Origin of the sequence: Halopseudomonas pelagia, from assembly GCF_009497895.1 — a bacterium.
Classification (GTDB): Bacteria; Pseudomonadota; Gammaproteobacteria; order Pseudomonadales; family Pseudomonadaceae; genus Halopseudomonas; species Halopseudomonas pelagia_A.
The window spans coordinates 2,970,570-2,997,417 of record NZ_CP033116.1 but is presented as its reverse complement, the minus strand read 5'-3'; the positions used below and the strand labels follow the sequence as shown (position 1 = coordinate 2,997,417).

Here is a 26,848-nt window from a genome sequence, read left to right as displayed (position 1 = left end):
TTGCCTTGGCAGCAGCCCTAACGGGCTGTTTCAATTCTATGGAGTCGGTTTCGGAAGTGACCGGCTCCACTATGGGCAGTACCTACTCGATCAAGTGGGTGAGTGCCGAAGGCACGCCGGCAACAGAGACCTTGCACGAAGAAATCGAAACCTTGCTCAGCAATTTTGACAGCGAGGTATCGACCTGGCGCGAGGACTCTGATCTGGCACAGTTCAATGCCATGCCTGCTGACAGCTGCAGAGAGATGCCTGCATCGGTGCTGGAGTTGGTCGGCCTGGGGCATATACTGGCTGAAGAGAGCTCGGGTGACTTTGACCTGACGCTCGGGCCGCTGCTGCAGCTCTGGGGTTTTCATGGCGGTGACGGTGGGCAGGTTGTTCCTGATGCCGAGGAATTGCAGGCGGTTTTGCTGACAGTCGGGCAGCAGAATTTACGCGTTGAGGGCAAGCAGTTATGCAAGTCTGCCAACGTGCAGGTCGATGTCAGCGCCATTGCTGCAGGGTATATGGTCGATAAGGTGGTTGATCATCTGCTGGCACGTGGTATCAATAGCTATATGGTGGAAATTACCGGCGAGCTGAAGGCGGCCGGCATGAAACCTGGACAGACACACTGGAAAATTGCCATTGAAGAGCCGCGGGATGACGAAAGGATGGCACATCTGATCGTCAAGCTGGACGGTCAGGCGGTATCCACTTCAGGCGATTACCGGAATTATTTCGAATATGAGGGTAAGCGTTACTCGCATACCTTCGATCCGCGTAGCGGCAGGCCGGTGATGCATGAGCTGGCGGCGGTGACCGTTTTGCACAACTCGGCGGCCAAAGCCGATGGGTTGTCGACAGTTTTGTTGGTTAAAGGCCCGGAAAAGGGTTGGGAGTTCGCACTGGAACATGACGTAGCCGCGCTGTTCGTGCTGCGCGATGGTACGCAGTTTGTGTCCAGGCCCACTCCCTCATTCACAGCTCTGACGCAGAGCGAGGAGTAGAGTCATGGTTTGGGTTCTGGCATTTTCATTGATGGTGCTGGTGGTTGTCGGCATGTCGGTTGGGGTCATGATGGGCCGTAAACCTATCGCAGGCTCCTGTGGCGGTATCGGTGCTACAGGTGTAGAGAAGTCCTGCGGTATTTGCGGCGGTGATGTCACCAAGTGCGAGGAAGCCAGCACCAATGCTGGTGTGGAGCCGCGCAAGGCTAAAGATCTGAGCTACGACGCGACCAAGGTCGACTAGTTGTAATCGGGTGCCTGTGACAGTATCCCGTCGAAATTTATAAGGAAATCGCTGAATGGCTGTATATAACTATGATGTTGTGGTGCTGGGCTCTGGTCCGGCGGGTGAGGGCGCTGCAATGAACGCGGCGAAGCATGGCCGCAAGGTCGCCGTGGTGGAAGAACGGACCATGGTTGGCGGTAATTGCACTCACCTGGGTACCATTCCCTCCAAGGCATTGCGTTATTCGGTCAAGCAGATCATCCACTTCAATACCAACAAGATGTTCCGCTCAATTGGCGAGCCGCGCTGGTTTTCCTTTCCGGACGTGTTGAAAAGCGCCGAAAAGGTCATGGGCAAGCAGGTTTCCTCGCGCACCAGCTATTACGCGCGCAACCGGGTCGACGTATTTTTTGGCAAGGGTAGTTTTGCCGATGAAAATACTATCGAGCTGGTCAATCAGTCCGGTGTGGTTGAAAAGCTGATAGCCAAGGAAATCATCATTGCTACCGGGTCGCGGCCTTATCGCCCAGCCGATGTGAATTTCAGCCATCCGCGCATTTATGACAGCGACACCATTCTCAAACTCAATCACACCCCGCGCACATTGATCATCTATGGTGCGGGTGTTATCGGCTGCGAATACGCATCGATTTTCTGTGGGCTTGGGGTCAAGGTAGATCTGATCGATAACCGCGATCGTCTGCTGAGCTTTCTTGATAACGAGATTTCTGATGCCCTGAGCTATCACCTGCGCAACAACAGCGTGTTGATTCGGCATAACGAGGAATACGAAAGCATCGAGGGGCTGGACAAGCACGGCGTCGTTCTCAACCTCAAATCCGGCAAAAAGCTCAAGGCCGATGCACTGCTCTGGTGTAACGGCCGGTCTGGCAATACCGATGGCATGGGGTTGGAGAATGTCGGTCTGCGCCCTAATGGCCGCGGCCAGTTGGATGTGGATGAGAACTATCGTACCCAGGTGCCGAATATCTATGCGGTAGGTGATGTGATTGGCTGGCCCAGTCTGGCCAGCGCGGCTTTTGACCAGGGGCGTTCAGCCGCAGGCAACATCGTCAGCAACGATGCCTGGCGCTTTGTCGATGACGTGCCTACCGGTATCTATACCATCCCGGAAATCAGCTCGCTGGGTAAAACCGAGCGGGAATTGACCGACGCTCATGTGCCTTATGAAATCGGCCAGGCGTTTTTCAAGAGCATGGCGCGGGCACAGATTACCGATGAGCCAGTCGGCATGTTGAAGATTCTGTTCCACCGCGACACCTTGCAGGTGCTAGGGATTCACTGTTTCGGCGACCAGGCATCGGAGATTGTGCACATTGGTCAGGCAATCATGAACCAGAAAGGGGAGGCGAATACCATCAAGTACTTCGTCAACACCACTTTCAATTACCCGACCATGGCGGAGGCTTATCGTGTGGCCGCGTTGGATGGTTTGAACCGCTTGTTCTAAGCGTTGGTAGCCCGTGCGACCTGAAGCCCTGCCATGCAGGGCTTTTTAATGACTGCAGATCAACCGCTTGAGTCGGCCAGGGTATCCACCGCCAGGTGCGGAAAGTCAGTGATGATGCTGTCTACGCCCATATCGACCAGGCGTTGCATCAGTGCCGGCTCGTTTACGGTCCAGACCGACACGTGCAGGCCGCGAGCTTGGGCGCTGGCCACACGCTGGGCCGAGCAGAGTTTCCAGTTCAGAATCAGATAGTCGCAGCCGTAGCGCTTGCAGCTTTTTATCCAGTCGATCAAACCATACTCTTCCACCAGGCCGGTAGGCAGGCTGAAACCGCTGTCGCGTGCGGTTTTCAGTAGTGTGCGACTGCTGGAGGTCAACACCACTTTGTCCTGCAGGCCAAAGCGCTCGACCAGTTCAGTGACGGCGTCCAGCACGATGCGCGACTGCCCAGCAGAGCCGCTTTTGACCTCAAGCTGATAATGCTCGAATTCCGGACAGGCAGTGAACAACTGCTCCAGGCTGGGAATAGGGCAGAGCTCCGGCCAATCGGGCCCGCCACGCCGTGCATCAATGCGCATCAGGTCGGCAGCGCTATGGTGCGCTACCTTGCCACCCAGGCCGGTGGTCCTGCGCAGAGTCGGGTCGTGAATCACCATTAATTGCCGGTCCGAGGACAGGTGCAGATCGAGCTCTACACGTTTAACACCGGCATCCAGAGCCCGGTGAAAGCTGGGCAGGGTATTTTCCGGGGCTTCACCCCGGGCGCCGCGATGGCCGTAAATCAGCGTCATGGGCAATCAGTTACCCTGTCGACGGTGCTGGCGAACGCTGTGTATGACTTTGCCATGTTCGAAGTAAACACTGAAATCCGCATAATCCCAACGGCTGATCGGCGGATCCCCTACGGCGCCATGGCGGCGGAATGGTTCGCCGTGACGTTGAGTCACGTTGGTGGTAGACATGCCGCGCTGGGGTAGTGTGACTGCGGCTTGCCCGGTCTGCTGGCCCAACGGAATAACCAGCGTGTCTGCCTGTGCAGGCAAGGTGACTAGTATCAGACTGCCTATCAGTGCAGTTGAAGAGGCGAATGAGGCAATGGTCCGCAGTACTGTCATGTAGGCATCCTTTCTGATGTTTTGGCGGCACGGATTTCCTGTGCCTGTTTTTGCAGAATATGGCGGGCCAGCAACTGGCGTTGCGCATCGCTGAGATTGTCGAAGCTGACGCCGAGAGCCCACTGGCCGGCCACTTCTCCGGTGTCGCAATGCGTTACCCGAGCGGGCAGTACCAGCCCCAGAGGCGAGGGCATCAACACCATGCGCAGCATCAACCAGGAACCAATCGGGTAAGGCTGGGTAGAGCGGAAAGACATGCCGCCTTCGCTCAGCGTGACCTCCTGCGGTTCGCTCAAGTCGCCAGCCAGTTGCATGGCCAGCGCCTTGCCGACCAGGTCGACGCGCTTGTTGATTATCTTCAGATACTGGGCGAGCGCTCGATCGCGTTCGGCGATCTGTCTGAGCAGATGTTGGGATTCGTAGTCGAGCATATGCAGATCACTGAGCAGACTGAATAGCGGTGATTCATCATCTGCAACGACATTCTCGAGGTCTGGCCCGTCGATCGGTTTGACCTCCAGCGCCAGTTGGTCGCGGATACGAAAAAAATCGCGTTTGTCTTCCGTGTCGCCATCATCTGTTTGCATGAGATTACTCGTATATGCCGGTCTGAAGCGCTGAACAATCGTCTGGAATCAGTGTACCATGCAGTCCAAACCGTCACTCAACCGGGCATTGCCCATCAGGTAATCGGTATTCCATGTTCAGACCTTTGCCCTTTTTTATTGGCTTGCGTTATACGCGGGCCAAACGTCGCAATCACTTCATTTCATTTATATCACTGATCTCCATGCTTGGCCTCACTCTGGGCGTGATGGTCATGATTCTGGTGTTGTCAGTGATGAATGGGTTTGACCGCGAGTTGCGTACCCGGATTCTCGGTATGGTGCCGCATGCGACCATCAGTTCCGAGCAGCCCATGGACGATTGGCAAACACTGGCGACCCGGCTGGAGGAGCATCCGCAGGTGGTCGCGGCCGCCCCCTTTATCCAGTTGCAGGGCATGTTGACGCATAACGGCAGTGTTGCCCCGGTTCTCGTCAGCGGCGTGATACCGGAGGCCGAGAAGCACGTATCGATCATTGAGCAACACATGACTCAAGGTGCCCTGACCGATCTGCAGGACGGTGAGTTCGGTATCATTATCGGCGAATTGATTGCCAAGCGGTTTGGCGTTCAGGTCGGTGACAAGCTGACCTTTGTGCTGCCTGAAGCCTCGGTCACGCCTGCCGGGGTGTTTCCCCGGCTGAAACGCTTCACCGTGGCTGGCGTGTTCAAGGTCGGGGCTGAGCTCGACAGCTCGCTGGCAATGATCCACGCCGGTGATGCCGCTCGACTGTCGCGCTGGCAGCCTGGCCAGATGCAGGGTTTGCGCGTCAAGCTGGACGATCTGTTCCAGGCGCCGAAAGTCGCCTGGGATCTGGCGTTGACGCTGCCGGGCAATTATTACGCTCAGGATTGGACGCGCACCCATGGCAACCTGTTTGCCGCCATCCGGATGGAAAAAACCATGATTGGCTTGCTGCTGCTGCTGATCGTGGCTGTGGCTGCGTTCAATATCATCTCCACGCTGGTCATGGTGGTCACCGACAAGAAAGCTGATATCGCCATTTTGCGCACGCTGGGCGCATCGCCGGGTACCATCATGGGCATCTTCATGGTCCAGGGCTCGGTGATCGGCGTGATAGGCACCCTGGCCGGTGGTGTGCTCGGCGTGCTGGCAGCATGGAATGTGTCGGCGATGGTTGCTGGGCTGGAAAGCTTGTTCGGTATTCAGTTTCTCAGTTCCGATGTGTATTTCATCAGCTACCTTCCTTCGCAGCTGATCTGGAGCGATGTCGCTCTGATCTGCCTGACAGCGCTGGGAATGAGCTTTGCAGCGACTCTTTATCCCGCCTGGCGGGCATCGCGAACCGAGCCGGCGGAGGCTTTGCGTTATGACTGAAGTGGTGCTGGAATGTCGCCAGCTGAGTATGGAATATGCGATAGGTCCACAGCGCCTGCGGGTGCTGGACTCGATCAATTTTCATCTGGTTGCCGGTGAGCGGATCGCGATTGTCGGCAGTTCGGGCTCGGGCAAGACCACCCTGCTGAATTTGCTCGGGGGGCTGGATACGCCGACAGAGGGTGAAGTCTGGCTGGCCGGGCGTCAGATGTCCGCACTCAAGGAGTCCGAGCGGGGCGAGTTGAGAAACAGCGGGCTGGGCTTCGTCTACCAGTTTCACCATCTGCTGGCAGAATTCACTGCGCTGGAAAACGTGTGCATGCCCTTGCTGATTGGCAGGATGCCGATTGCTCAGGCGCGTGAGCGTGGCGTGGAGATGCTGCGGCGGGTCGGGTTGACCGAGCGTGCCGGGCACAAGCCCGCCGAGCTTTCCGGCGGTGAGCGGCAACGGGTGGCTATCGCCCGTGCGCTGATCAATCAGCCAGCCTGTGTGCTGCTCGATGAGCCGACCGGTAACCTGGATCAGACCACTGCCAAAAGCATCCAGCAACTGATGCTGGAGCTAAGCCAGAGCCTGAATACCGCCTTTATGGTGGTGACTCACGATCTGGTCCTGGCATCGCAGATGGATCGCGTGCTGACCCTGCAACAAGGCCATCTCGCCGCATTGGAACACTAAGCTTAACGGGGTCGGATTATCGGCAGTTCCGGTTTCCCGGGGCGCTGATAGTCTGCACCCGGGTTCACCCCCTCGATTCAAATTCCCCTGATGTTTGCTCAGATGTGCCGACGACGTCGCAGTTTGCGCTTTTGCCAGTTGCGCCCCACCCATATCCGCCAATACAACATGGTCGCAGCGTAGCCCACTATCGCCAGGACGGTGCCGGTCAGTAGCGCGCCGAGCAATAGCGGCTGCCAGATGTGATGAATTTCCGACATCAGCCAGGTCAGTGACAGCTCCATGGGGATGCTGCGCTCGGGTGCACCCAGCAGCAAGGTGCCGATTTTATATTGGGTGAAGAACACGGCGGGCATGGTGACCGGGTTGGTCAGCCACACCAGCCCGATCGAAATCGGCAGGTTCGCCCGCAGCGGCATCGCAATGGCGGCGGACAGCAGCATCTGCATGGGAATGGGCAGCATCGCAACAAACAGACCCACCGCCATGGCTCGGGCCACACTATGGCGGTTGAGGTGCCATAGATTCGGATCGTGCAGCATGGTGCCCATAAAGCGCAGCGACTTGCTCTGCTTTATCCGTTCAGGGCTGGGCATGTAGCGTTTCAGGAGCCTACGCGGCATCGCGAATATTCGATCTGGGAAATGTGAACCAATTATGCATGGAATGTCAGGGCGACACTACTGCCTGGCGGCAATGGAGGTGCACAGGAAGTGGGTTTTTTCTCCTCGCTAGTAAGCCGGTTGCTGGTCCTGTGGCTGGGGCTGCTGCTGCCACTGACTCTGGAATCCTTGCCGTCTCTGCCATGGCTATTTTGCCTGACGTGCCTGATACCCCTCGTTGGTTTATGGCGACCCGCGGGCCGGCATATCGGCTTGCTCTTGGCCGGTGTGGTATGGGCCTGCCTGTTTCATCATCAACAAATGGAGCAACGGTTGGATTCTGCACTGGATATGCAGCGGGTCGTGTTGGAGGGGCGCGTCCAGGGTCTGCCGGAGGCGACCGATACAGGCTGGCGGTTCAGGATTGCCGATGCCCGGTTGCAGGACAGCCCACAGGGCGTGGGCCAGGCTTTGCCATCTATTCGTGCTCATTGGTACGCGGGTGAGCAGGTATTCCCCGGCGAGCATTGGCGCTTCGAGGCGCGTTTGCGCCGCCCCAGGGGCATGTCCAATCCCGGACGGTTCGACTACGAAGCCTGGCTATACGCCAATGGTGTGGGCGCGGTCGCCAGTATCAGCTCGGGCGAGCGTATGCAGCGCCCGAAGACGTCCGGGTTGGGGCCGGTGCGCGATTATATTCGTCAGCGCTTGCAAAGGGTGCTGGTGGAGAGCCCCGGACATTCCCGCTTGACAGCTTTGGTGGTCGGCGACCGCAGTGTGCTGGACAAGTCTGATTGGGATGTCTTGCAGGCCACTGGTACCAGTCACTTAATGGTCATATCAGGTTTGCACGTGGGCATGTTCGCCGCGGCCATATTTGGTCTGGCTGCCCTGGCCGGCCGGATGGGGTTGCTGCCCTTTACCTGGCCGCGACTATGGTTGGCTGCGCCCCTGGCGGTACTGGCGGCGGCCCTGTATGCAGGGCTTGCCGGTTTTGCAGTGCCTACCCAGCGGGCGTTGCTGATGGTGGCACTGGTGTTGCTCGCCAAGCTGATTTATCGCCAGCCGGGCCCCTGGCTCTTCTGGTCTGCCGCCCTTTGCTCAGTGACGCTATTTAACCCGGCAGCCCCGTTGTTGGCGGGCTTCTGGTTGTCCTTCATGGCGGTCGGGTTGTTGATTCTGGGCATGCATGGGCGTTTGCAAACCAAGGGTTTATGGTGGCGCTGGGGACGTGCGCAGTGGGTGGTGTTCATCGGTCTCTGGCCCTGGCTGCTGCTATGGGGCATGCCCGGCAGTATTATTTCGCCTCTGGTCAATGTGCTGGCGATCCCCTGGGTGAGCCTGATTGTAGTGCCGGCTGCGTTGCTCGGTACGGTGTTGGAGCTGGTGTTTGGTGCGACCTGGTTACTGATCGGTGCGGGCAAGGCGTTGGCCGCTCTTTTCGCCATGCTGAGTTGGGCTGCGCAGTGGCATTTGCCCAGCTATCTGCCTTTTCCCGGGTGGTTCAACTGGTCGCTGGGTACGTTGGCGGCGTTGGCGTTGCTGAGCCCGTTAGCAAGATTGTTATGTGTGCCCGCTCTGGTGTGTCTGCCGGTTCTGCTGAGCAACCCCCAGGCGCGGCCGCAGGAGCGACAGCTGTGGGTGACGGTGCTGGATGTGGGCCAGGGCCTGGCGGTGTTGTTGCAAACCCGCGAGCACAACCTGCTGTATGACGCCGGGGCACGGCTGTCCAGCGGCTTCGATCTGGGTGAGGCGGTTGTGCACCCGGCGCTGGTGGAACTGGGTGTTGAGCGGCTGGAGCGAATGTTGATCAGTCATGCGGACAACGATCACGCGGGCGGCGCCATGGCCATGGTCACACGGATGCCGGTAACCGAGGTGCTGGCCGGGCAGCACGAGGCGTTACCACCGGCGTTGCCGGTCAGGCCCTGTAAGCCCGGCGAGTCATGGCAGTGGAATGGTATAAGCTTTGCGGTGATTTACAGCGCGCCACCACCCGCGCCAGCGAACGAACGCTCTTGCGTCTTGCGCGCCGGAATCGGTGCTGCGAGCGTGTTGCTACCCGGTGACCTGGGCATTCGCGGCGAATACCAGATGTTGCGTGAGACACTGACAGCGCAACTGTTGCTGGCCCCGCATCATGGCAGCCGTACCTCATCGTCCTATGCCTTTATACGTGCGGTCGATCCCCGATGGGCCGTGTTCAGCGCCGGCGCAGGTAACGCATTCAATCATCCGCATCCCAAGGTTGTGGATCGCTACCGGGAATTGGGCGTGGAACCTGTTTATACTAGCGCCTCGGGTGCCATCCGCTTTGTGCTGGATGAGGCGGGAGGCAGCTACCGGAAATGGTCGTGGCGCGATAAGGCTCGGCGATTCTGGCATGAATAACAAGATTGCGCGGGCAAGGGTTTTGCCTGTGCTAGAGTTAGCCAACATTTGGGGGAGGGAACGCGTGTGTGGGAATTGATCAGTGCGGGCGGCTGGCTAATGCTGCCAATAGTGTTGTTTTCGGTCATTGCTGTGGCCATCGTCATCGAACGGTTATGGACCTTGCGGACCAGCCGGATTGCTCCCCCCAGTTTGCTTGGCCAGGTCTGGCGCTGGGTCAAGGATGGCGAGCTGGACGCCGCCAAACTGAAGAGCCTGCGGGCTGATTCGCCACTGGGAGAAATCCTGGCTGCAGGTCTGGCCAACTCCCGCCACGGCCGCGAAATCATGAAGGAGTGCATTCAAGAAGCCGCCGGCAAGGTCATCCACGAGTTGGAGCGTTACCTGAATACACTAGGCACCATCGCTGCTATTACGCCGCTATTGGGCCTGTTGGGTACGGTGATCGGCATGATCGACGTGTTCAGCGCCATCATGGCACAGGGCACTGGCAATACCGGCGTTCTCGCGGGGGGTATCTCCAAAGCGTTGATCACCACGGCTGCTGGCTTGACTGTGGCTATCCCTGCACTGTTTTTCCACCGCTTCTTTGTCCGCCGTGTGGAAGAGTTGGTCATCGCCATGGAGCAGGAAGCCACCAAACTGGTGGAGGTCATGCAAGGCAATCGTGAAGTGGAAGGCGCCGAGCAGCAAGTCAAAGTCTCCCATGTCGGCAGCACGCGCAAGGGAGCCTGACCGTGAACTTCAGACGCAAGAAGCCTGATGAGGCCAGCGTAAACCTGACGCCGCTGATTGATGTGGTGTTTCTGTTGCTGATCTTCTTTATGGTTTCGACCACCTTTACCCGGGAAACACAGCTGAAGCTTGATCTACCGCAAGCCGCTTCTGGTCAGCAGGTAGATAGTGCGGAGACCCAGCAGATCGAACTGGTCATTTCCGCCACGGGTGACATTGCCATCAATCAGAAGGCCTTGGCCGCGCCCTCCATGGATACGCTAAAGACTGCATTGCAGCGCGAATCTGCGGGTGATAACAGCCTGCCGTTGATCATCACCGCAGACGCGCAAACTCCGCACCAGGCGGTCATCATGGCGATGGACGCCGCGGGTCAGTTGGGTTTCACCCGGCTGCGGCTGACCACCAGTGAGATGGGGGCGGACGACAGCCAGTGAAGGGCTTTTCGCTGGAACAGTTCATGCTGCGGGCCTGGTACCAATCAAGCCCGTGGTTGAAGCTGCTCAGGCCCTTGTCGGCTGTATATGCCTCTGCCATGGTGCGCCGACGGCATCGCTACCTGAATGACCCTGAGCGTGTATGGTTGGCGCCGGTACCGGTCATCGTGGTGGGGAATATCACTCTGGGCGGCACCGGCAAGACGCCGATGTGTATCTGGCTGATCTCCTATCTGCAATCCATCGGTCTGAAACCTGGCGTCATCAGTCGTGGCTATGGCGCTGAAGGTACGGAGTTTCCGCACCTGGTTGATCCGCAAGTGGATACGCCGGAGCAGACGGGTGACGAGCCATTGTTAATAGCGCGTCGTTGCGCGGTGCCGGTGGTGATTGACCCCGACCGGCCGCGCGCTGCCGAGTATCTGCTTGCTAGCGCTCAGGTAGACGTGATCATCAGTGATGATGGTCTGCAACACTATGCCTTGGGCCGCGATCTGGAAATTCTCATCCTTGATGCAGCGCGCGGGCTGGGTAATGCCCGCTGTCTACCTGAAGGCCCTCTGCGCGAGCCCGCAGCACGTTTGCGCTCGGTTGATATGGTGGTGAGCAACGGTCAGGCCGCTGACGACGCCAACGCCTTCGCCATGACCCTGGCTCCTGTAGCGCTGGTCAACATGCGCACCGGCGACCGGATTCCTGCGGCACAGTGGCAGGGTGGGCGAGAGGTAGAAGCGGTCGCAGGTATTGGTAATCCGCAGCGTTTTTTTAACACCTTGAAAGGGTTATCCTTGCAGCCGAACGGTCACGCCTTTGCTGATCATGCGCAATATACACCCGCGAGTTTTATCCGTTGTGATCCCGGCAAGCCGCTGATCATGACCGAAAAAGATGCCGTCAAGTGCACCGGGTTTGCCCGTGACAACTGGTGGTATCTGAGTATTGATGCCTCGCTCAGCGACGCTTTCGCCTCGCGCCTGCAGCAGTGCCTGGAGACAGCATTGCGGCAGCGCTGAGGTTCCCATTCGTTTTCAGGAGTCATCCGATGGATCCCAAACTGCTTGATATTCTTGCATGCCCTCTGTGCAAAGGACCTCTGGTCCAAAATGCCGACAAGACCGAGCTCTGGTGCCGGGCTGATGGCCTGGCTTTTCCCGTGCGCGACGGTATTCCGGTGATGCTGGAAAATGAAACGCGAGCGCTGGACGCTGACGAGCGGTTGGACCGCTGAAGATGTTCCACGTCATTATTCCCGCCCGTTTTGCATCTACACGCTTGCCCGGCAAGCCGCTGTTGGACATCGCTGGCAAGCCGATGATTCAGCATGTCTGGGAGCAGGCGTGCAAGAGCGACGCCGCCAGCGTCACTATTGCAACTGACGACCAGCGTATTGCCGATGCCTGCGCGACGTTCGATGCCAAGGTGGTGCTGACCCGCGCTGACCACCCCTCGGGGACTGATCGTCTGCAGGAGGTGGTCACGCACCTGGGCCTGGAGCCCGGCGCCTGCGTGGTCAACGTCCAGGGTGACGAGCCGCTGATCCCGCCTGCACTGATCAATCAGGTGGCGGCAAACCTGCTGACCCACCCTGAGGCCAGTATGGCGACCCTGGCCGAGCCGCTTGAGGATCTGCAGAGTCTGTTCAATCCGAATGTGGTCAAGCTGGTGACCGATCACCAGGGCTACGCCTTGTATTTCAGCCGTGCGCCCATGCCCTGGTGCCGGGACGCCTTTGCCAAGGAGCCGAAACAACTGCCTGCGGATCTGCCATTCCGTCGGCACATTGGCCTCTACGCCTATAAAGTCAGCTTTCTACATGATTATGTCACCTGGCCGTGCAGCCCGCTGGAGCAGGCCGAGTCCCTGGAGCAGTTGCGCGCGCTGTGGTTCGGCTGCCGCATTCAGGTAGCCGATGCCTGCGAAGTGCCCCCGGCGGGAGTGGATACCCAGGCGGATCTGGATCGCGTTCGGGCGCTGCTGGGGGCGGTATGACTCGCGTGCTGTTCGTTTGCCTGGGCAACATCTGTCGTTCGCCGACGGCGCAGGGTGTTTTTGCCAGCCAGTTGCAGGCTAGCGCCTTGCAGCATGAAGTCAGTATCGACTCTGCCGGCACCGGTGGTTATCACACCGGCGAGCCGCCAGACCAGCGCGCCACTGCCGCAGCCTTGAAGCGCGGCTACGATTTGCGCATGCAGCGTGCGCGGGCAGTGGCCGACGAGGACTTCGAAAATTTTGATCTGATTCTCGCCATGGATCAAAGCAACCTGGATAACCTGCTTGCGCGAGCTCCTGCCAACACGCGCGCGCACGTCGGTTTACTGATGGACTATGCCCCGGATTGGCCCCGGGAAGTGCCGGATCCGTATTTTGGTGGCGAAGCCGGTTTTGAGCAGGTGCTCGATATGCTCGAAGCGGCGAGCCGCGGATTGCTGGAAAATCTGGCTCGAAGCTCATGCTGACGATTGCCGAACATGCCGATCTGCGTGCGTTCAATAGCTTCGGCATCAGCGAAAAGGCGCGTCGACTGATCTGCGTGGAAACTGAAACCGACCTGCGCGCGGCGCTGGCATTGGCCAGTACGCACAACTGGCCGGTGACCCTGCTCGGCGGTGGCAGTAACGTAGTGCTGTCTGGCCCCGTGGATGGTCTGGTGATCGCCATGCGCACCCGCGGCCGCCGTGTCATCGCGCGCAACAGCTCTGAGGTCGTTGTCGAAGGTGAGGCAGGGGAGAACTGGCATGCGCTGGTCAACTGGACCCTGGATCAGGGTCTGTCCGGTCTGGAGAATCTGTCGCTGATTCCCGGCACGATGGGCGCCGCGCCGGTGCAGAATATTGGTGCCTATGGCGTCGAGCTCAAGGATAGCTTTGAAAGCCTGGATGCGCTGGATCGTGAAAGTGGTCAGGTGACCCGTTTCACCTTGGCTGACTGCCGCTTCGCCTACCGCGATTCGTTATTCAAACAAGCGGCAGGGCGCTATGTCATTCTGCGGGTACGTTTGCGCCTGTCGCTGCGGCCGCAGTTAAAGATCGAATATGCACCATTGGCAGCTGCCTGGCAGTCCACCGGACTGCAACGCCCTGATGCTCGGGTCGTCAGCGAGCTGGTCTGTCAGATCCGTAGCAGCAAGCTGCCGGATCCCGCGCGCCTGGGTAACGCGGGGAGTTTTTTCAAGAACCCGCTGGTATCGGCTGCCAAGTTGCAGCAATTGCTGGTGGAGCATCCGCAATTGCCGCACTACCCACAGCCTGATGGCCAGTTCAAGGTGGCTGCGGGCTGGCTGATCGAGAAGGCTGGATGGAAAGGCTATCAGCAAGGCAGTGTTGGTGTGCATAGCGAGCAGGCGCTGGTGCTGGTGAATCTGGCCGCAGCCAGGGGCGCTGAAATACTGGCCCTGGCGGACCGGGTACGGCAGGACATACTTGCCCGGTTCGGCCTGGAACTGGAGATGGAACCGCAGCGGATTGGTTGATCTGAGAATAACGCAACGCCATAAAAAAGGGGATGCCGAAGCATCCCCTTTTTTTGTCTTGAACCCCGTTAGCGAGGGTTCTTGTCGTCTTCGTCAGCGTTGTCAGCTTTGCTTTCGCTTTCGCTTTCGTCCTGCGCTGCTTCGGCCGATTTCTCGTCTTCAGTAGACGTGTCCTCAGGCTCGATGGCCAACGCAGCCTGTTCGGACATGGAGTTGGCGCGCGGCGCTGGCTCCTGCACGTCGGCAACGTCAGTCTCGACGGTCGACTGCTGTGGCTCTGCTGCCGCTTCCTGCTCGACAGCCGGTTGCGCAACGGGCTCCGGCGCTGTGACAGCTTCTTGCGCTGGCGCAGATGCTTCTGCCTGTTCGGCAAGTCGCTTGGCTTCCAGCTGGCGGCGGCGAATTTCCCGAGGATCGTTATAGGCACGACCGCTTTCTGTTACCGCAGGAACTGGCTCCGGAGCAGGCTCGGCGACCGGTTCAGGCGTCGCTTCTACCACCGGTTCCGGCGCAGATTCGACGGGTGCTTCCACGGTCGCTTCAGGCTCGGCCTGCACTGACTCAGCGACAGGTGTTTCGACCTTGGTAGGCTCGGTAGTGGTTTCGTTTACGGACTGAATGACCGGCGTCAGAGTCTCAGTCGTCTCTGGCGTATCGGTGGTGTCCGCTGACGCTGTGCTGGGCTCGGATGCAGATTCCGCTATGCTCGCTTCGTCTTGCTGCTCGCTGGGCTGCGAGTGGCTGAAGGCTTCAACGGCATGCTCGATAGACGCTTCCAGCTCAACGGCAGCCTGTGTCAGCCCGGCTTCAACCGGAGCACTGATGTCACTGACGTCAGCGCGGGCCGAGGCTTCAATTGGCTGTTGCTCGGTATCGTGTTCAGGCAATGCTGCGGTCGCAGACACTGCAGCTGCAGCAATCTTGCTCGGCTCAGAGCCTGATTGCGCCGCACCTTCCTGGATACTCGGCTGGGCATCTTGCTCGGCAGCCACGGTGGACTGCTGGTCAGCATTTTGCTGGCTGCTCTGCTCGCCATCGACGCTTTGGGTTTCATCCTGATTCACACGGCTGCGACGATTGTTACGGCGGCGCTGGCTATTACGTGAACGACGCTTCGGACGATCGCCCTCAGTGCCTTCCTCGGCAACGGGCTGATCTACCTGATCCAGATCGACCTCTTCGTTCTCCAGCTTCTCCTCGTTTCGACGAGGGCGGCGTTCAGCAGGTGCGGCGCTGTTGCTTTCCTGATTGACCGGACGCGTGTCAGTGCTGGCGTCGCTAGGAGCGCGGCGACGGCGACGGGTGGTTGGCGCCTCGCTAGATGCGCTGCTATCGATTGCTGCGGCGGCGGCAGCAGGCTGCTGATCACGCTTCTCGGCCTGCGGCTCGTTACGCGGCGCCTGCGGCTTGCGCTCGGGGCGCTCGGCACGTTCAGGCTTTTCAGCCCGCTCGCTGCGCTCGGGCTTTTCAGCGCGTTCTGGGCGATCACTGCGCTCGTTGCGCGGGCGACGGTTGCGGCCATTGCGACGCTCATCGTTGCGTTTGTTGTCACGTGCAGCCGGGCGAGCTTCCGACTTCGCCGGCTTGGTTTCTTCCGCGGGCTGCTCATCGGTGGCAAACAGGCTGACCAGGGACTTGATCAGACCTTTGAAGATGCCCGGCTGGGCTTCCTGGATTGCCTGGGTTGCTGCGGCTACCGGGGAGGGTGCAGGGCGTGAAGGGGCAATGGTCTTGACCGCTGCTTCCTGACGGACAATGGCTTTGGTCTGGCTGACTGGCGTTGGTTCTTCAGCAACGATGTCACTGCTCATGGTGTAGCTGGTTTCGCCGTTCAGGACCGACTCGTGATCATCACGCAGGCGCTGTACGTCAAAGTGAGGCGTTTCCATGTGTTCGCTGGGCAGGATCAGCAGGCGGACCTTGGTACGCTCTTCGGTCTTGGCCAGCGCATCACGCTTCTCGTTGAGCAGGAAGGTAGCCACGGCGATCGGCACGTGTGCGCGCACTTCAGCGGTACGCTCCTTGAGCGCTTCCTCTTCAATCAGGCGCAACACGGAGAGCGACAGGGATTCAACGTCGCGGATGGTGCCGCGACCGTTACAGCGTGGGCAGACGATACCGCTGGTTTCACCCAGGGACGGACGCAGACGCTGACGCGACATTTCCAGCAGGCCAAAACGCGAGATGCGGCCAACCTGAACACGGGCACGGTCGGCTTCGAGGCTTTCCTTGACGCGTTCTTCAACGGCGCGCTGATTCTTCGCCGGGGTCATGTCGATAAAGTCGATGACGATCAGGCCACCGATATCACGCAGGCGCAGCTGGCGGGCGATTTCTTCAGCCGCTTCCAGGTTGGTCTGCAACGCAGTTTCCTCGATATCGCTACCCTTGGTGGCGCGCGAGGAGTTGATGTCGACTGATACCAGAGCTTCCGTGTGATCGATGACGATGGAGCCGCCGGAGGGCAATTTCACTTCGCGCTCGAAGGCGGTTTCGATCTGGCTTTCGATCTGGAAACGGTTGAACAAAGGGACAGTGTCTTCATACAGTTTGACCTTGCTCGCGTACTGCGGCATGACCTGGCTGATGAAGTTCAGTGCTTCTTCCTTGACCGTTTCACTGTCGATCAGCACTTCGCCGATGTCCTGGCGCAGGTAGTCGCGGATCGCACGGATGATCACGTTGCTTTCCTGATAGATCAGGAACGGGGAGGGGCGCTCGGTGGAGGCGCCTTTGATCGCGCCCCAGAGTTGCAGCAGGTAATCCAGATCCCATTGCAGTTCTTCGGCGCTGCGGCCCAGGCCGGCAGTACGCACGATCATGCCCATATCGGCGGGCACGTTCAGGCTGTTGATGGCTTCGCGCAGATCGTTGCGCTCATCGCCTTCGATGCGGCGGGAGATACCACCGGCACGGGGGTTGTTTGGCATCAGCACCAGGTAGCGGCCAGCCAGACTGATGAAGGTGGTCAGGGCGGCGCCCTTGTTGCCACGTTCTTCCTTGTCTACCTGGACAATGACTTCCTGGCCTTCGCGCAGTACTTCCTTGATGTTGACGCGGCCTTCGGGCTGCTTGGAGAAGTATTCGCGGGAGATTTCCTTGAGGGGGAGAAAGCCGTGACGATCAGAACCGAAGTCGACGAAAGCGGCTTCGAGGCTAGGCTCGACCCGGGTGATCCGGCCTTTATAGATGTTGGCTTTCTTCTGTTCACGGGCTCCGGATTCAATATCCAGATCGTACAGGCGCTGGCCATCTACCAGGGCGACGCGCAACTCTTCGGGTTGAGTTGCGTTGATCAGCATTCTTTTCATGAAGTACCGTTGTGTTTCCAGTGCTCCCGGATTACACAATGACGGCACCTGCGACTCTTATGTCAGGTGTCAGGCGTGTTTCTGCTTGGGCCAACCTTGCCCTTGTTCAGAGTGATTATCACAGCCAGGGCGGTGATAACGGCATCTGTCTACGGCGAGTACAGAGAAACTATTTCAGAGAACCTTCAAAGACGGGCTGGCGTGATCCTGTCACAGCGCGACCTGGTGAATAACTCGAACCAGAAATGCCGGCGTCGAATTGTGCTTTACCACCGGCAGAGGATCAGATCACCTGCTGGCGTGTTCAAAGGTTCCTTCGGGAGGAATCAGCCGGACTGGGAACGGGGACACATAAAGCACGTATCGACGCTCGTCACATGATCCTGAAGCTGTGCATCTCCACCTAACACATACCCATCTTAATCGGGTGCCGCTCATCGTCTTGCGGGGAGCGGGTTTATATTCTGGCTGCCACATGGCAACCAGTGTGTCGATCAATAAGGCCGCCTGGCAAAATCTATAATAGCCTGGCGAGGCCTCTATATCGGTGTTTCTGGGGGCTGCGGCATCATCTTGCGCTAGCGGTATCCCCGGCTGCCTGTTACGCAGCTCGTCCGAATATAACAGCATTTTTTAAGTGCTTCAATTGCAAGAAAAAATGTATCATGCGCGGATGAATACAAGCACCTCCGATATGCCTCCCAAAGTCCAGATTGATCTGATTACCGAAGACCAGGCCGGTCAACGTATCGACAACTATCTGCTGACCCGTCTCAAGGGTGCTCCGCGCACCTTCGTCTACCGCATTTTGCGCAAGGGCGAGGTGCGCGTTAATAAAGGCCGGATCAAGCCTGAATACCGGCTTCAGGCCGGCGATAACGTGCGTATCCCGCCGGTCAGACTGCCAGAGCCAAATGAGCCGGTGTTGGTCGGGCAGGGCATTTTGCAGGCGCTGGAAAGCAATATTGTCTATGAAGATAAAGGCCTGATTGTGGTCAACAAGCCAGCCGGCCTGGCTGTGCACGGTGGCAGTGGGCTGAATTTTGGCGTCATCGAAGCCATGCGTCAGCTGCGTCCGGATTGTCCGCAACTTGAGCTGGTACACCGCCTGGATCGGGATACCTCCGGCTGCCTGATGATTGCGAAAAAGCGCAGCATGCTGCGGCATCTGCACGCAGCGTTGCGCGGTGATGGGGTACGCAAGCGGTATCTGGCACTGGTGCGTGGGCACTGGCCCGCTACCACCAAACGCGTGCACGCGCCGCTACAGAAGAACAACCTGCGCTCCGGCGAGCGGATGGTCGAAGTCAATCCGGAGGGTAAGGAGTCCCTGACCGAGTTCAGTGTGGTCAAGCGCTTCGGCGATTTCGCCACGCTGGTCGAAGCTCGGCCTATTACCGGGCGTACGCATCAGATACGGGTGCATGCGCGGCACGCGGGGCATCCGATAGCGGGTGACCCCAAATACGGCGATGATGACTTCTCCCAGCAGATTCGTGAAATGGGCGGCAAGCGCCTGTTCTTGCATGCAGCATCGCTGACGACCGAGTTGCCTGATGGTACGCGTCTGGAAATAGCCGCGGAGCCGGGCCGGATGTGGGACGAAACCTTGAGAAAGCTAGATCATGCGTGAAATCCGAACGGTTATTTTTGATTGGGATGGCACGCTGTCCGATTCCATCTCGCGCATTGTCGAGTGCATGCGTGGCGCCGCCGAACTGATTGGTGTGCCTTTGCCCGCCGAGCAGCAGGTGCGGGACATTATTGGCCTGGGTTTGCCCGAAGCGGTGGCGGTGTTGTTTCCCGATATAGACGACCCGTCTTTAACCCGGCGTCTGACCGAAGCCTATAGCCAGTATTTCGTTGCTCAGGAACAAACACCCTCGCCGCTGTTCGACGGTGTGCTGGATACCCTGGCTGAGCTGCGTCAATCCGGTTACAAGTTGGCAGTGGCTACCGGCAAGAGTCGCCGGGGGCTGGATCGAGTGCTCAAGTCACATGATCTGACGAATTTTTTCGATGCTACTCGTTGCGCCGATGAAAGCCTGAGCAAGCCGCATCCAAGGATGCTGGAAGAAATCCTCAATCGCCTGGAAACCCCGGCCACCAATGCCGTAATGCTGGGTGACAGCGAGTACGACATCCGCATGGCTCACAATGCGCGGGTGCGCGCTATCGCCGTGAGCTATGGCGCGCAGTCGCGGGAGCACCTGTTGCAAAGCCAGCCGGAGCATTGTATTGATGCTTTTAGCGAGTTCCGTAGCTGGATTCTGTCGCCGGTGAACTCGGCACCCGTCAGTAAGACAATCAGTATTCCCGTAAGCAGAGGTTAGAGCATGTCATCGGATAAGTGGACCGAAGGTCCTCAGCTGGATCCTGAGCAAACTCGGGCGGCGGCGTTGAAAAGTCGTGAAGACAGAAAAGCCTGGGAGTTGCTGGAGAAAGGTTTGCTGGCTTCGGTGCAGGAGCAGCGTCGTTCGCGCCGCTGGGGTATTTTCTTCAAAACGCTGACCTTTGTTTATCTGTTTGGCGCGATCATGCTGTTTTCGGATTTTTCTTCGATGGAAGGGGCTGGTTCAGTCGGTGAGCCACACACCGCGGTAATCGAATTGCGCGGGCTGATTGCTGATCAGCAGGAAGCCAGTGCAGACAATCTGGTTACCAGCCTGCGCAGCGCGTTCGAAGACGAAAATACTCGCGGTGTGATTCTGCGCATCAACAGCCCGGGTGGCAGTCCGGTACAGTCAGGTTACGTATATGACGAGATCAAGCGCCTGCGTGGGCTGTATCCAGACAAGAAGCTTTATGCGGTGATTACCGATCTGGGCGCGTCAGGTGCTTACTATATTGCCGCGGCCGCAGATGAAATTTACGCGGACAAAGCCAGTCTGGTGGGTTCGATCGGTGTCACCGCCGCCGGTTTCGGTTTCGTCGAGACCTTGGATAAGCTGGGTATCGAACGCCGTACTTACACTGCCGGCGAGCATAAGGCGTTTCTCGATCCCTTCCAGCCAGAGAAGCCGGAAGAGCGGGCGTTCTGGCAGGACGTTCTGCAGACCACCCACCAGCAATTTATCGAGCAGGTAAAAGCTGGCCGGGGTGATCGTCTCAAGGAGCATCCGGATATGTTCAGTGGCCTGGTATGGTCAGGCGAGCAGGCGGTAGAACTGGGTCTGGTTGATGGTTTGTCCAGCACGTCGGCGGTAGCACGGGACGTCATCGGTGCTGAAGAGGTGGTTGATTTCACCCATCGCGAATCTCCCTTCCAGCGCTTCTCGCGTCAGTTGGGTACCAGCATCGGTAATACCCTGGCAACGCACCTGGGTTTGAGTGCCCCGGTGCTGCGCTGAGGCGCTAGCGCTCAGGGTAAATCGATTCCTTCTTTTATAAGCATGTCACACAGCCTGATCAGCGGAAGCCCGATCAGGCTGTTGGGGTCATCCCCGCGCAGGGCGTGAAACAGCGTGATCCCCAGTCCCTCCATTTTGAAACTGCCAGCACAGTCGTAAGGCTGTTCCTTGCATAGATAACGCTCGATGCGCTCGGCATTCAACGTCCTGAAGACTACCTCGAAGGGCTCGACCACGGATTGGCTCTCACCGCTCAGGCTGTTCAGCAGGCACAGTGAGGTGTGAAATGTCAGGGTCTTGCCGCTACAAGCTGATAGTTGTTCGCGGGCAGCCTCATGAGTGCCGGGTTTGCTCACCGCAACGCCATTGAGCAACAGCACCTGATCCGAGCCGATTATCAGGTGCTGTGGATAGCGCTCGACCAATGCCAGTGCTTTCGCTTGCGCTAAGCGCAGGGTCAGCGCTGCAGCGCTTTCACCGGGCTGCGCTGTTTCGTCCACCTCCGGCGCCGCCCATTTGAAAGGCAGCCCTAGTCGCTCGAGCAGGGCGCGCCTGTAGGGTGAACTTGAGGCAAGTACAATGGGCAGCATGCTATAGGCCTGAAGAGTGTGAAGGGGCATTCTAACCCCGGCGCGCGCTGTTGGGATTAAACTGCAAATAGTTTTGACAGCGGGGCGCATGATGCCTAGAATTGCGCGCTTATGTCTGGACCCATACCTGCACACATAGAGCCACGCAAGCTGGTTGACCGCGAAATCGTTCTGAAAGGAACCGTTGCTGCCGTCAAGATGCCACGCCTGAGTGCCCTGTTGGACGCTCCTGCCGGGGACGTTCAGGTTGAACTCGCTTTTGCGCGGGACGAGCAGGGTATTGCTACCCTGCACGGACATTACGCGGTTGAGGTGGCACTGATTTGTCAGCGTTGCCTTGAGCAAGTAGTGGTACCGCTCGATAGTCAGTGTGACGTGGGTTTTGTAACAAGTGACGAAGCAGCCAAACAACTGCCGCGGCACTACGAACCGGTTATTATGGATGATGAACCCCTGGATCTGCATGCGCTGATCGAGGATGAACTGCTCCTGGCTCTGCCTGCAGTTCCAATGCATCCAATGGAAACATGTCAGCATCCTCCGGGCTACCAACCCGATCCGGAGGAACCTGAAGTGGAAAAGACTGAGAAGCCTAATCCCTTTAGTGTGTTGGCATCGTTAAAACGTGATACCTGAAAAGCTTAGGAGCTTATCGCCATGGCTGTACAGCAGAACAAAAAGTCTCGTTCCGCGCGCGGAATGCGTCGTTCACATGATTCACTGACCTCAGCGGCTCTGTCAGTGGACAGCACCACCGGTGAGACTCACCTTCGTCACCACATGACTCCCGATGGCTTCTACCGTGGCCGTCAGATAGTTAACAAGGACAACGACGAGTAAGTCTTGTCCACGTCAGTCCGTCTTGCGATTGATGTGATGGGCGGGGACTTCGGTCCCCGTTGCATTATCCCTGCGGTTGCCCGCAGTTTGCAGATGTCCCCTGATCTGCATGTCATTCTGGTTGGTGCTACCGACCCCGTTGCTCGGCTTTGCCAGCAGCACCGTTTGCCCCCCGAGCGTTTTCAGCTTATCCCCACTACTGAAGTCATTCTCGCCGATGATCCGCCTGCCAGCGTCTTGCGCGGCAAAAAGGATGCATCCATGCGCGTGGCTATTCAGCAAGTGCGCGACGGGCATGCTGACGGCTGTTTGAGCGCCGGTAATACCGGTGCGCTGATGGTGCTGTCGCGGTCGCTGCTGGGTACCCTGGTGGGGATAGAGCGACCGGCCATCATGGCGGCGCTGCCGGTGGCGGGGAAATCCTGTTTTTTGCTCGACCTGGGCGCCAATGTGGATTGTTCCGCGCGGCAGTTGTTCGAGTTTGCGGTGATGGGCTCTGAAGCGGCCAGCGAGGTTTCGGGCATAGCCAGACCACGGGTGGCGCTGTTGAATATCGGCAGCGAGGTCAACAAGGGCTCACACAATGTTCGCGAAGCGGCAAAGCTGCTGCGTGAGAGCGATCTGGTTAACTACATCGGGCATATCGAGGGCGACGCGCTGTTTCGCGGCGATGCCGACGTAGTGGTGTGCGATGGCTTTGTCGGTAATGTCGTGCTCAAAGCCAGTGAAGGGCTCGCAGGCTATCTGCAGGGTGAGATTCGCAATGCTTTGCGCGCTAGCCTGTTGTTACGTTGCCTGGCGCCGCTGCTGCGGGGTGCGCTGAAGCCGACCATCAGCAGGCATGATCCGGGCTGCTACAATGGAGCCAGTTTATTGGGTCTCAATGGCGTGGTGGTCAAGAGCCATGGCAATGCCAATGAGAAAGCTTTTAGCGCGGCTATTCAACAGGCGGTGCGGGTCAGTCGAGCGGGGTTGCCGCAGCGTATCGCTTCGAGGCTTGATGGCTTGAGCTGGCCGGCAGCTTGAACGCGATTGTGACCTGTCAGTGATCGCGACCATCCAAGCTGCAATTCGTGCAGCGCTTGCGCGCATCACCGCACACCGATTTTGATAATAAAATGAGGAAGATGGTATGAATCAAACCCTCGCGTTCGTGTTTCCGGGACAGGGCTCCCAAGCTTTGGGCATGCTCGCCGGCCAGGCCGAACAGCACGACCTGATTGCCCAGACCTTCGCTGAAGCGTCCGACGCTCTCGGTTATGACCTGTGGAAGATTTGCCAGCAGGGGCCTGAGACCGACCTCAACCGTACTGATATTACCCAACCGGCGATTCTCGCCGCTTCAGTGGCGCTGTGGCGGCTCTGGTGCGCGCAGACCGATGTGCGTCCGGGTTATGTGGCCGGCCACAGTCTGGGAGAATACTCCGCACTGGTGGCTGCGAACGTGATCGGTTTTGCTGATGCCCTGCGTCTGGTCGAGCGCCGTGGGCAGTTGATGCAGCAAGCTGTGCCGCAAGGGCAGGGCGGTATGGCTGCGATACTTGGGTTGGAAGATCAGCAGATCATCGATATATGCGCTGAAGCGGCCCAGGGTGAAGTGGTCAGCGCCGTGAATTTCAATGCGCCGGGGCAGGTGGTGATCGCCGGCCAGGCCGCAGCGGTTGAGCGTGCGATAGTCGGCTGCAAGGCAGCTGGAGCCAAACGTGCAATTGCTTTGCCGGTCAGCGTGCCTTCACATTGTGCGTTGATGCAGTCCGCAGCCGAGCAATTGGGCAAGGATTTTGCCGGTTTGCAGTGGCAGGCGCCGCAGATGATCCTGGTGCAGAATGTATCAGCGCGTCCGGCTGCCGATCTGGATGGCATGCGCCATCTGTTGGTAGAGCAGTTATATAATCCGGTGCGCTGGGTGGAAAGTATCATCTGGATGGCCGACCAGGGTGTGACCGATCTGGTTGAATGTGGTCCGGGTAAAGTGCTTTCGGGTCTTAACAAGCGCTGCGCGAAGGGTGTAAATACCCATAATCTGGAATCAGCAGACGGTTTCGCCGCTGCCCTGAGCCATTTTACACAAGGGGTTTGAATATGAGTCTTGAGGGAAAAGTGGCCCTGGTCACCGGCGCCAGCCGGGGTATCGGGCAGGCAATAGCGCACGCATTGGCAGCCAAGGGTGCCGTCGTGGTCGGCACCGCCACCAGTGATAGTGGCGCTGCGGCGATAGCCGAAAAACTCTCCCAGGCCGGCTTCACTGGTACGGGATTGAAGCTGGATGTACGTGATCCTGCATCCGTTGCCGAGGTGCTTGAACGCATTACCGAGCAATATGGCGCACCCGCTATTTTGGTTAATAATGCCGGTATCACGGGCGATAATCTGCTAATGCGCATGAAAGACGCAGAGTGGGAGGATGTGATCAATACCAACCTGGGCTCGGCTTACCGCCTGTCCAAGGCGGTGCTGCGCGGCATGACCAAAGCCCGCTGGGGGCGTATTATCAACATCAGTTCCGTTGTTGCCGGTATGGGTAACGCGGGCCAATCCAACTACGCTGCTTCCAAGGCGGGGATGGAGGGATTTACCCGCGCCCTGGCTCGGGAAGTCGGCTCGCGTTCGATCACCGTCAACGCAGTAGCCCCCGGCTTTATTGATACTGATATGACCAAAGCCTTGAATGAAGGCCAGCGCTCTGCAATGCTGGAGCAGATTCCGCTTGGTCGCCTCGGACAGGCAGACGAAATCGCCGCAGTGGTCGAATTTCTGGCCGGCGACTCCGCTGGGTACATCACCGGTGCTATCATTCCGGTGAATGGCGGGATGTTTATGAGCTAAGCTGTATCTCTCTGGAATGGGCTTATTGGCTCAAAAGGAGGGAAGAATTTTTACGCGGTGAAGGCCCGGTGGCCTTGACCTCTTTGAGATAGAAACGATTCGTGCTTGAAATGACGCAAATTGTTTCTATAAACTACCCGCAGTCCGGCTTCCCGGAACTGCAACCAGGAGTGAGAACAAGGTATGAGTACCATCGAAGAACGCGTCAAGAAAATCGTTGCCGAGCAGCTCGGCGTCAAAGAAGAAGAAGTGACCAACAGTGCTTCTTTTGTTGAAGACCTTGGCGCTGACTCGCTTGATACCGTTGAGCTGGTCATGGCTCTCGAAGAAGAATTCGAGACCGAGATTCCGGATGAAGATGCCGAGAAAATCACCACCGTTCAGGAAGCTATCGACTACGTGAATTCTCACCAGAAGTAATCACGCGGTTAGTTGACTGTACTGAAAAAGCCGCAGATCTTTCGGGATCTGCGGCTTTTTTGTGTATCGAAAGTGTGCGTGGGCCCGGCAATCTGAACGGCTTATATTGCCGAGTAGCTGCTTTATGCGGACAATACCCGACTGACGCAAGCCGGATGGCTTTAATACCCGGTTTTGTATCGTCCCGAAGAGTTGAATAAGGAGCATCCTGTGTCGCGCAGACGCGTCGTGGTAACTGGCTTGGGTATGTTGACCCCCCTCGGTAATACGGTCGACAGCAGTTGGCAGGCAGCCCTGGCGGGCAAAAGCGGTATCGGCCCGATAGAGCATATGGATGTCAGTGCCTTCGGCACACGCTTCGGCGGCTCCATCCGCAACTTCGACATCGAGCCATACATGGCTGCGAAAGAAGCGCGCAAACTTGATCTGTTCATTCAGTACGGTATTGCCGCTTGTATGCAGGCGCTAACCGATTCGGGTCTGGAGGTTACAGATGCCAATCGTGATCGCATTGGGGTTTCCATGGGCTCCGGTATTGGCGGCCTGACCAATATTGAAAAAAACCACGAGTTATTGCTTAACAGTGGTCCGCGGCGCATTTCCCCATTTTTTGTCCCGGGGTCCATCATCAACATGGTGGCCGGGTATTTCTCGATTCAATATGGTTTGCAAGGCCCCAATTACGCTTTGACCACCGCCTGCACCACCGGTACGCACAGCATCGGCATGGCAGCGCGCAATATTGCCTATGGCGAAGCCGACGTAATGGTCACCGGCGGCTCGGAAATGGCTACCAGCGGTCTTGGTCTGGGCGGCTTCAGCGCGGCACGCGCGCTCTCGACCCGCAATGACGATCCTCAAGCTGCCAGTCGCCCCTGGGACAAGGACCGGGATGGTTTTGTGCTGTCCGACGGCTCCGGCGCCATGGTGCTGGAGGAGTACGAACACGCCAAAGCGCGGGGTGCGACCATCTATGCCGAGCTGATTGGTTTTGGCATGAGTGGGGATGCTTACCACATGACCGCACCGCCGGAAGATGGTCGCGGTGGGGCCAAGTGTATGCAGAACGCACTGAATGACGCGGGGCTGAATGCCGACCAAGTGGGCTACATCAATGCCCATGGCACGTCCACCTCTGCTGGCGACCTGGCCGAGACCCGCGCGGTCAAAAGCGTATTTGGTGAGCATGCCGCCAAGCTGGCGATCAGCTCTACCAAGTCCATGACCGGGCACCTGCTCGGTGCGGCCGGGGCAGTCGAAGCAATTTTCAGCGTGTTGGCTCTGCGCGATCAGGTTGCGCCGCCGACCATCAATCTGGATAACCCCGACACTGACTGCGATCTGGACTATGTTGCGCATGAGGCGCAGGCAAGAAGTCTGGAGTTTACTGTGTCCAACTCCTTTGGCTTCGGTGGTACCAACGGCAGTCTGGTATTCCGTCGTATCTGATGG

At 58.3% G+C, this 26,848-nt stretch carries 29 protein-coding genes; 23 read left to right on the top strand and 6 right to left on the bottom strand.

What is annotated here, in order from left to right; genetic code table 11:
- The first annotated feature begins 56 nt into the window (after positions 1–56).
- Genes EAO82_RS14010 through sthA form a run of 3 tightly spaced genes read left to right on the top strand, consistent with a single transcriptional unit; the run spans position 57 to position 2,686 of the window.
- Positions 57–989 carry an FAD:protein FMN transferase gene (locus EAO82_RS14010; RefSeq protein ID WP_321540946.1) on the top strand — a complete coding sequence of 311 codons (933 nt, stop codon included), beginning with the start codon at positions 57–59 and terminating at the stop codon, positions 987–989.
- 4 nt (positions 990–993) lie between these two features.
- Positions 994–1,233, top strand: a complete 240-nt coding sequence (gene nqrM, locus EAO82_RS14005; protein WP_096348075.1) for a (Na+)-NQR maturation NqrM — start codon at positions 994–996, stop codon at positions 1,231–1,233.
- A 55-nt stretch (positions 1,234–1,288) separates the two neighbouring features.
- The gene (gene sthA / locus EAO82_RS14000) at positions 1,289–2,686 is read left to right on the top strand and encodes a Si-specific NAD(P)(+) transhydrogenase (protein ID WP_096348076.1); all 1,398 of its coding nucleotides are present in this window, start codon (positions 1,289–1,291) and stop codon (positions 2,684–2,686) included.
- Between the two features lie 59 nt (positions 2,687–2,745).
- On the opposite strand, the gene EAO82_RS13995 is transcribed toward sthA, so the two are convergent.
- Genes EAO82_RS13995 through EAO82_RS13985 form a run of 3 tightly spaced genes read right to left on the bottom strand, consistent with a single transcriptional unit; the run spans position 2,746 to position 4,388 of the window.
- The gene (locus EAO82_RS13995; protein ID WP_096348077.1) at positions 2,746–3,477 is read right to left on the bottom strand and encodes a glycerophosphodiester phosphodiesterase; all 732 of its coding nucleotides are present in this window, start codon (positions 3,475–3,477) and stop codon (positions 2,746–2,748) included.
- Positions 3,478–3,483: 6 nt separating this feature from the next.
- Complete coding sequence (locus tag EAO82_RS13990; RefSeq protein ID WP_096348078.1) at positions 3,484–3,801, bottom strand: phosphodiesterase; 318 nt, start codon at positions 3,799–3,801, stop codon at positions 3,484–3,486.
- A complete protein-coding gene (locus tag EAO82_RS13985) occupies positions 3,798–4,388 on the bottom strand; it encodes a PilZ domain-containing protein (RefSeq protein ID WP_096348079.1) in 591 nt (196 codons plus the stop codon). Before EAO82_RS13985 ends, EAO82_RS13990 begins: the two co-directional genes overlap by 4 nt.
- A 113-nt stretch (positions 4,389–4,501) precedes the next feature.
- On the opposite strand from EAO82_RS13985, the gene EAO82_RS13980 reads away from it, so the two are divergent.
- Together EAO82_RS13980 and lolD are read left to right on the top strand one after the other, a co-directional pair.
- Entirely contained in the window at positions 4,502–5,746 is a 1,245-nt protein-coding gene (locus tag EAO82_RS13980; RefSeq protein WP_096348080.1) for a lipoprotein-releasing ABC transporter permease subunit, read from the top strand.
- On the top strand, positions 5,739–6,425 hold the full coding sequence (lolD, locus tag EAO82_RS13975; protein WP_096348081.1) for a lipoprotein-releasing ABC transporter ATP-binding protein LolD: 687 nt from the start codon (positions 5,739–5,741) through the stop codon (positions 6,423–6,425). The genes EAO82_RS13980 and lolD overlap by 8 nt, the downstream gene beginning before the upstream one ends.
- 98 nt (positions 6,426–6,523) lie before the next feature.
- On the opposite strand, the gene EAO82_RS13970 is transcribed toward lolD, so the two are convergent.
- A complete protein-coding gene (locus tag EAO82_RS13970) occupies positions 6,524–7,048 on the bottom strand; it encodes a DUF2062 domain-containing protein (RefSeq protein WP_096348082.1) in 525 nt (174 codons plus the stop codon).
- 90 nt (positions 7,049–7,138) lie between these two features.
- Here EAO82_RS13970 and EAO82_RS13965 point away from each other — a divergent pair, with 90 nt between their 5' ends.
- The 8 genes from EAO82_RS13965 (at position 7,139) to murB (ending at position 14,059) form a co-directional block, all read left to right on the top strand.
- Complete coding sequence (locus EAO82_RS13965; protein WP_174958885.1) at positions 7,139–9,418, top strand: DNA internalization-related competence protein ComEC/Rec2; 2,280 nt, start codon at positions 7,139–7,141, stop codon at positions 9,416–9,418.
- 66 nt (positions 9,419–9,484) lie between these two features.
- Entirely contained in the window at positions 9,485–10,153 is a 669-nt protein-coding gene (locus EAO82_RS13960; protein WP_096348084.1) for a MotA/TolQ/ExbB proton channel family protein, read from the top strand.
- Positions 10,154–10,155: 2 nt separating this feature from the next.
- Positions 10,156–10,590, top strand: a complete 435-nt coding sequence (locus EAO82_RS13955) for an ExbD/TolR family protein (RefSeq protein ID WP_096348085.1) — start codon at positions 10,156–10,158, stop codon at positions 10,588–10,590.
- A 23-nt stretch (positions 10,591–10,613) separates the two neighbouring features.
- On the top strand, positions 10,614–11,603 hold the full coding sequence (lpxK, locus tag EAO82_RS13950; RefSeq protein WP_096348140.1) for a tetraacyldisaccharide 4'-kinase: 990 nt from the start codon (positions 10,614–10,616) through the stop codon (positions 11,601–11,603).
- Positions 11,604–11,632: 29 nt separating this feature from the next.
- Positions 11,633–11,818 (top strand): Trm112 family protein, encoded by a 186-nt coding sequence (locus EAO82_RS13945; protein ID WP_096348086.1) that lies wholly within the window; start codon positions 11,633–11,635, stop codon positions 11,816–11,818.
- 2 nt (positions 11,819–11,820) lie between these two features.
- On the top strand, positions 11,821–12,579 hold the full coding sequence (gene kdsB / locus EAO82_RS13940) for a 3-deoxy-manno-octulosonate cytidylyltransferase (protein WP_096348087.1): 759 nt from the start codon (positions 11,821–11,823) through the stop codon (positions 12,577–12,579).
- Positions 12,576–13,046, top strand: a complete 471-nt coding sequence (locus EAO82_RS13935) for a low molecular weight protein-tyrosine-phosphatase (protein ID WP_096348088.1) — start codon at positions 12,576–12,578, stop codon at positions 13,044–13,046. Before kdsB ends, EAO82_RS13935 begins: the two co-directional genes overlap by 4 nt.
- On the top strand, positions 13,040–14,059 hold the full coding sequence (murB, locus tag EAO82_RS13930) for a UDP-N-acetylmuramate dehydrogenase (RefSeq protein ID WP_096348089.1): 1,020 nt from the start codon (positions 13,040–13,042) through the stop codon (positions 14,057–14,059). The genes EAO82_RS13935 and murB overlap by 7 nt, the downstream gene beginning before the upstream one ends.
- 68 nt (positions 14,060–14,127) lie before the next feature.
- Here murB and rne read toward each other — a convergent pair whose 3' ends face one another.
- Complete coding sequence (gene rne, locus EAO82_RS13925; RefSeq protein WP_096348090.1) at positions 14,128–17,370, bottom strand: ribonuclease E; 3,243 nt, start codon at positions 17,368–17,370, stop codon at positions 14,128–14,130.
- A gap of 694 nt (positions 17,371–18,064) precedes the next feature.
- Between rne and rluC the strand changes: the two genes are divergently transcribed.
- Genes rluC through sppA form a run of 3 tightly spaced genes read left to right on the top strand, consistent with a single transcriptional unit; the run spans position 18,065 to position 20,720 of the window.
- Complete coding sequence (rluC, locus tag EAO82_RS13920; RefSeq protein ID WP_231703211.1) at positions 18,065–19,003, top strand: 23S rRNA pseudouridine(955/2504/2580) synthase RluC; 939 nt, start codon at positions 18,065–18,067, stop codon at positions 19,001–19,003.
- Entirely contained in the window at positions 18,996–19,703 is a 708-nt protein-coding gene (locus EAO82_RS13915) for an HAD-IA family hydrolase (protein ID WP_096348091.1), read from the top strand. The genes rluC and EAO82_RS13915 overlap by 8 nt, the downstream gene beginning before the upstream one ends.
- A 3-nt stretch (positions 19,704–19,706) precedes the next feature.
- Positions 19,707–20,720, top strand: a complete 1,014-nt coding sequence (gene sppA / locus EAO82_RS13910) for a signal peptide peptidase SppA (protein WP_096348092.1) — start codon at positions 19,707–19,709, stop codon at positions 20,718–20,720.
- Positions 20,721–20,731: 11 nt separating this feature from the next.
- Here sppA and EAO82_RS13905 read toward each other — a convergent pair whose 3' ends face one another.
- The gene (locus EAO82_RS13905; RefSeq protein ID WP_096348093.1) at positions 20,732–21,310 is read right to left on the bottom strand and encodes a Maf family protein; all 579 of its coding nucleotides are present in this window, start codon (positions 21,308–21,310) and stop codon (positions 20,732–20,734) included.
- Positions 21,311–21,421: 111 nt separating this feature from the next.
- Here EAO82_RS13905 and EAO82_RS13900 point away from each other — a divergent pair, with 111 nt between their 5' ends.
- From EAO82_RS13900 to fabF, 7 genes are all read left to right on the top strand, one after another.
- Positions 21,422–21,946 carry a YceD family protein gene (locus EAO82_RS13900; RefSeq protein ID WP_096348094.1) on the top strand — a complete coding sequence of 175 codons (525 nt, stop codon included), beginning with the start codon at positions 21,422–21,424 and terminating at the stop codon, positions 21,944–21,946.
- A 21-nt stretch (positions 21,947–21,967) separates the two neighbouring features.
- Positions 21,968–22,150: a 50S ribosomal protein L32 gene (rpmF, locus tag EAO82_RS13895; protein ID WP_084671990.1), complete on the top strand. Its 183-nt coding sequence runs from the start codon at positions 21,968–21,970 to the stop codon at positions 22,148–22,150.
- Positions 22,151–22,153: 3 nt separating this feature from the next.
- Positions 22,154–23,176, top strand: a complete 1,023-nt coding sequence (plsX, locus tag EAO82_RS13890; protein WP_096348095.1) for a phosphate acyltransferase PlsX — start codon at positions 22,154–22,156, stop codon at positions 23,174–23,176.
- Between the two features lie 106 nt (positions 23,177–23,282).
- On the top strand, positions 23,283–24,230 hold the full coding sequence (fabD, locus tag EAO82_RS13885) for an ACP S-malonyltransferase (RefSeq protein ID WP_096348096.1): 948 nt from the start codon (positions 23,283–23,285) through the stop codon (positions 24,228–24,230).
- A gap of 2 nt (positions 24,231–24,232) precedes the next feature.
- Positions 24,233–24,976 carry a 3-oxoacyl-ACP reductase FabG gene (fabG, locus tag EAO82_RS13880; protein WP_096348097.1) on the top strand — a complete coding sequence of 248 codons (744 nt, stop codon included), beginning with the start codon at positions 24,233–24,235 and terminating at the stop codon, positions 24,974–24,976.
- 183 nt (positions 24,977–25,159) lie between these two features.
- Entirely contained in the window at positions 25,160–25,396 is a 237-nt protein-coding gene (gene acpP / locus EAO82_RS13875; RefSeq protein ID WP_096348098.1) for an acyl carrier protein, read from the top strand.
- Positions 25,397–25,606: 210 nt separating this feature from the next.
- Positions 25,607–26,845, top strand: coding sequence for a beta-ketoacyl-ACP synthase II (gene fabF, locus EAO82_RS13870; protein ID WP_096348099.1), 1,239 nt, complete (start codon positions 25,607–25,609; stop codon positions 26,843–26,845).
- Positions 26,846–26,848 lie beyond the last annotated feature (3 nt).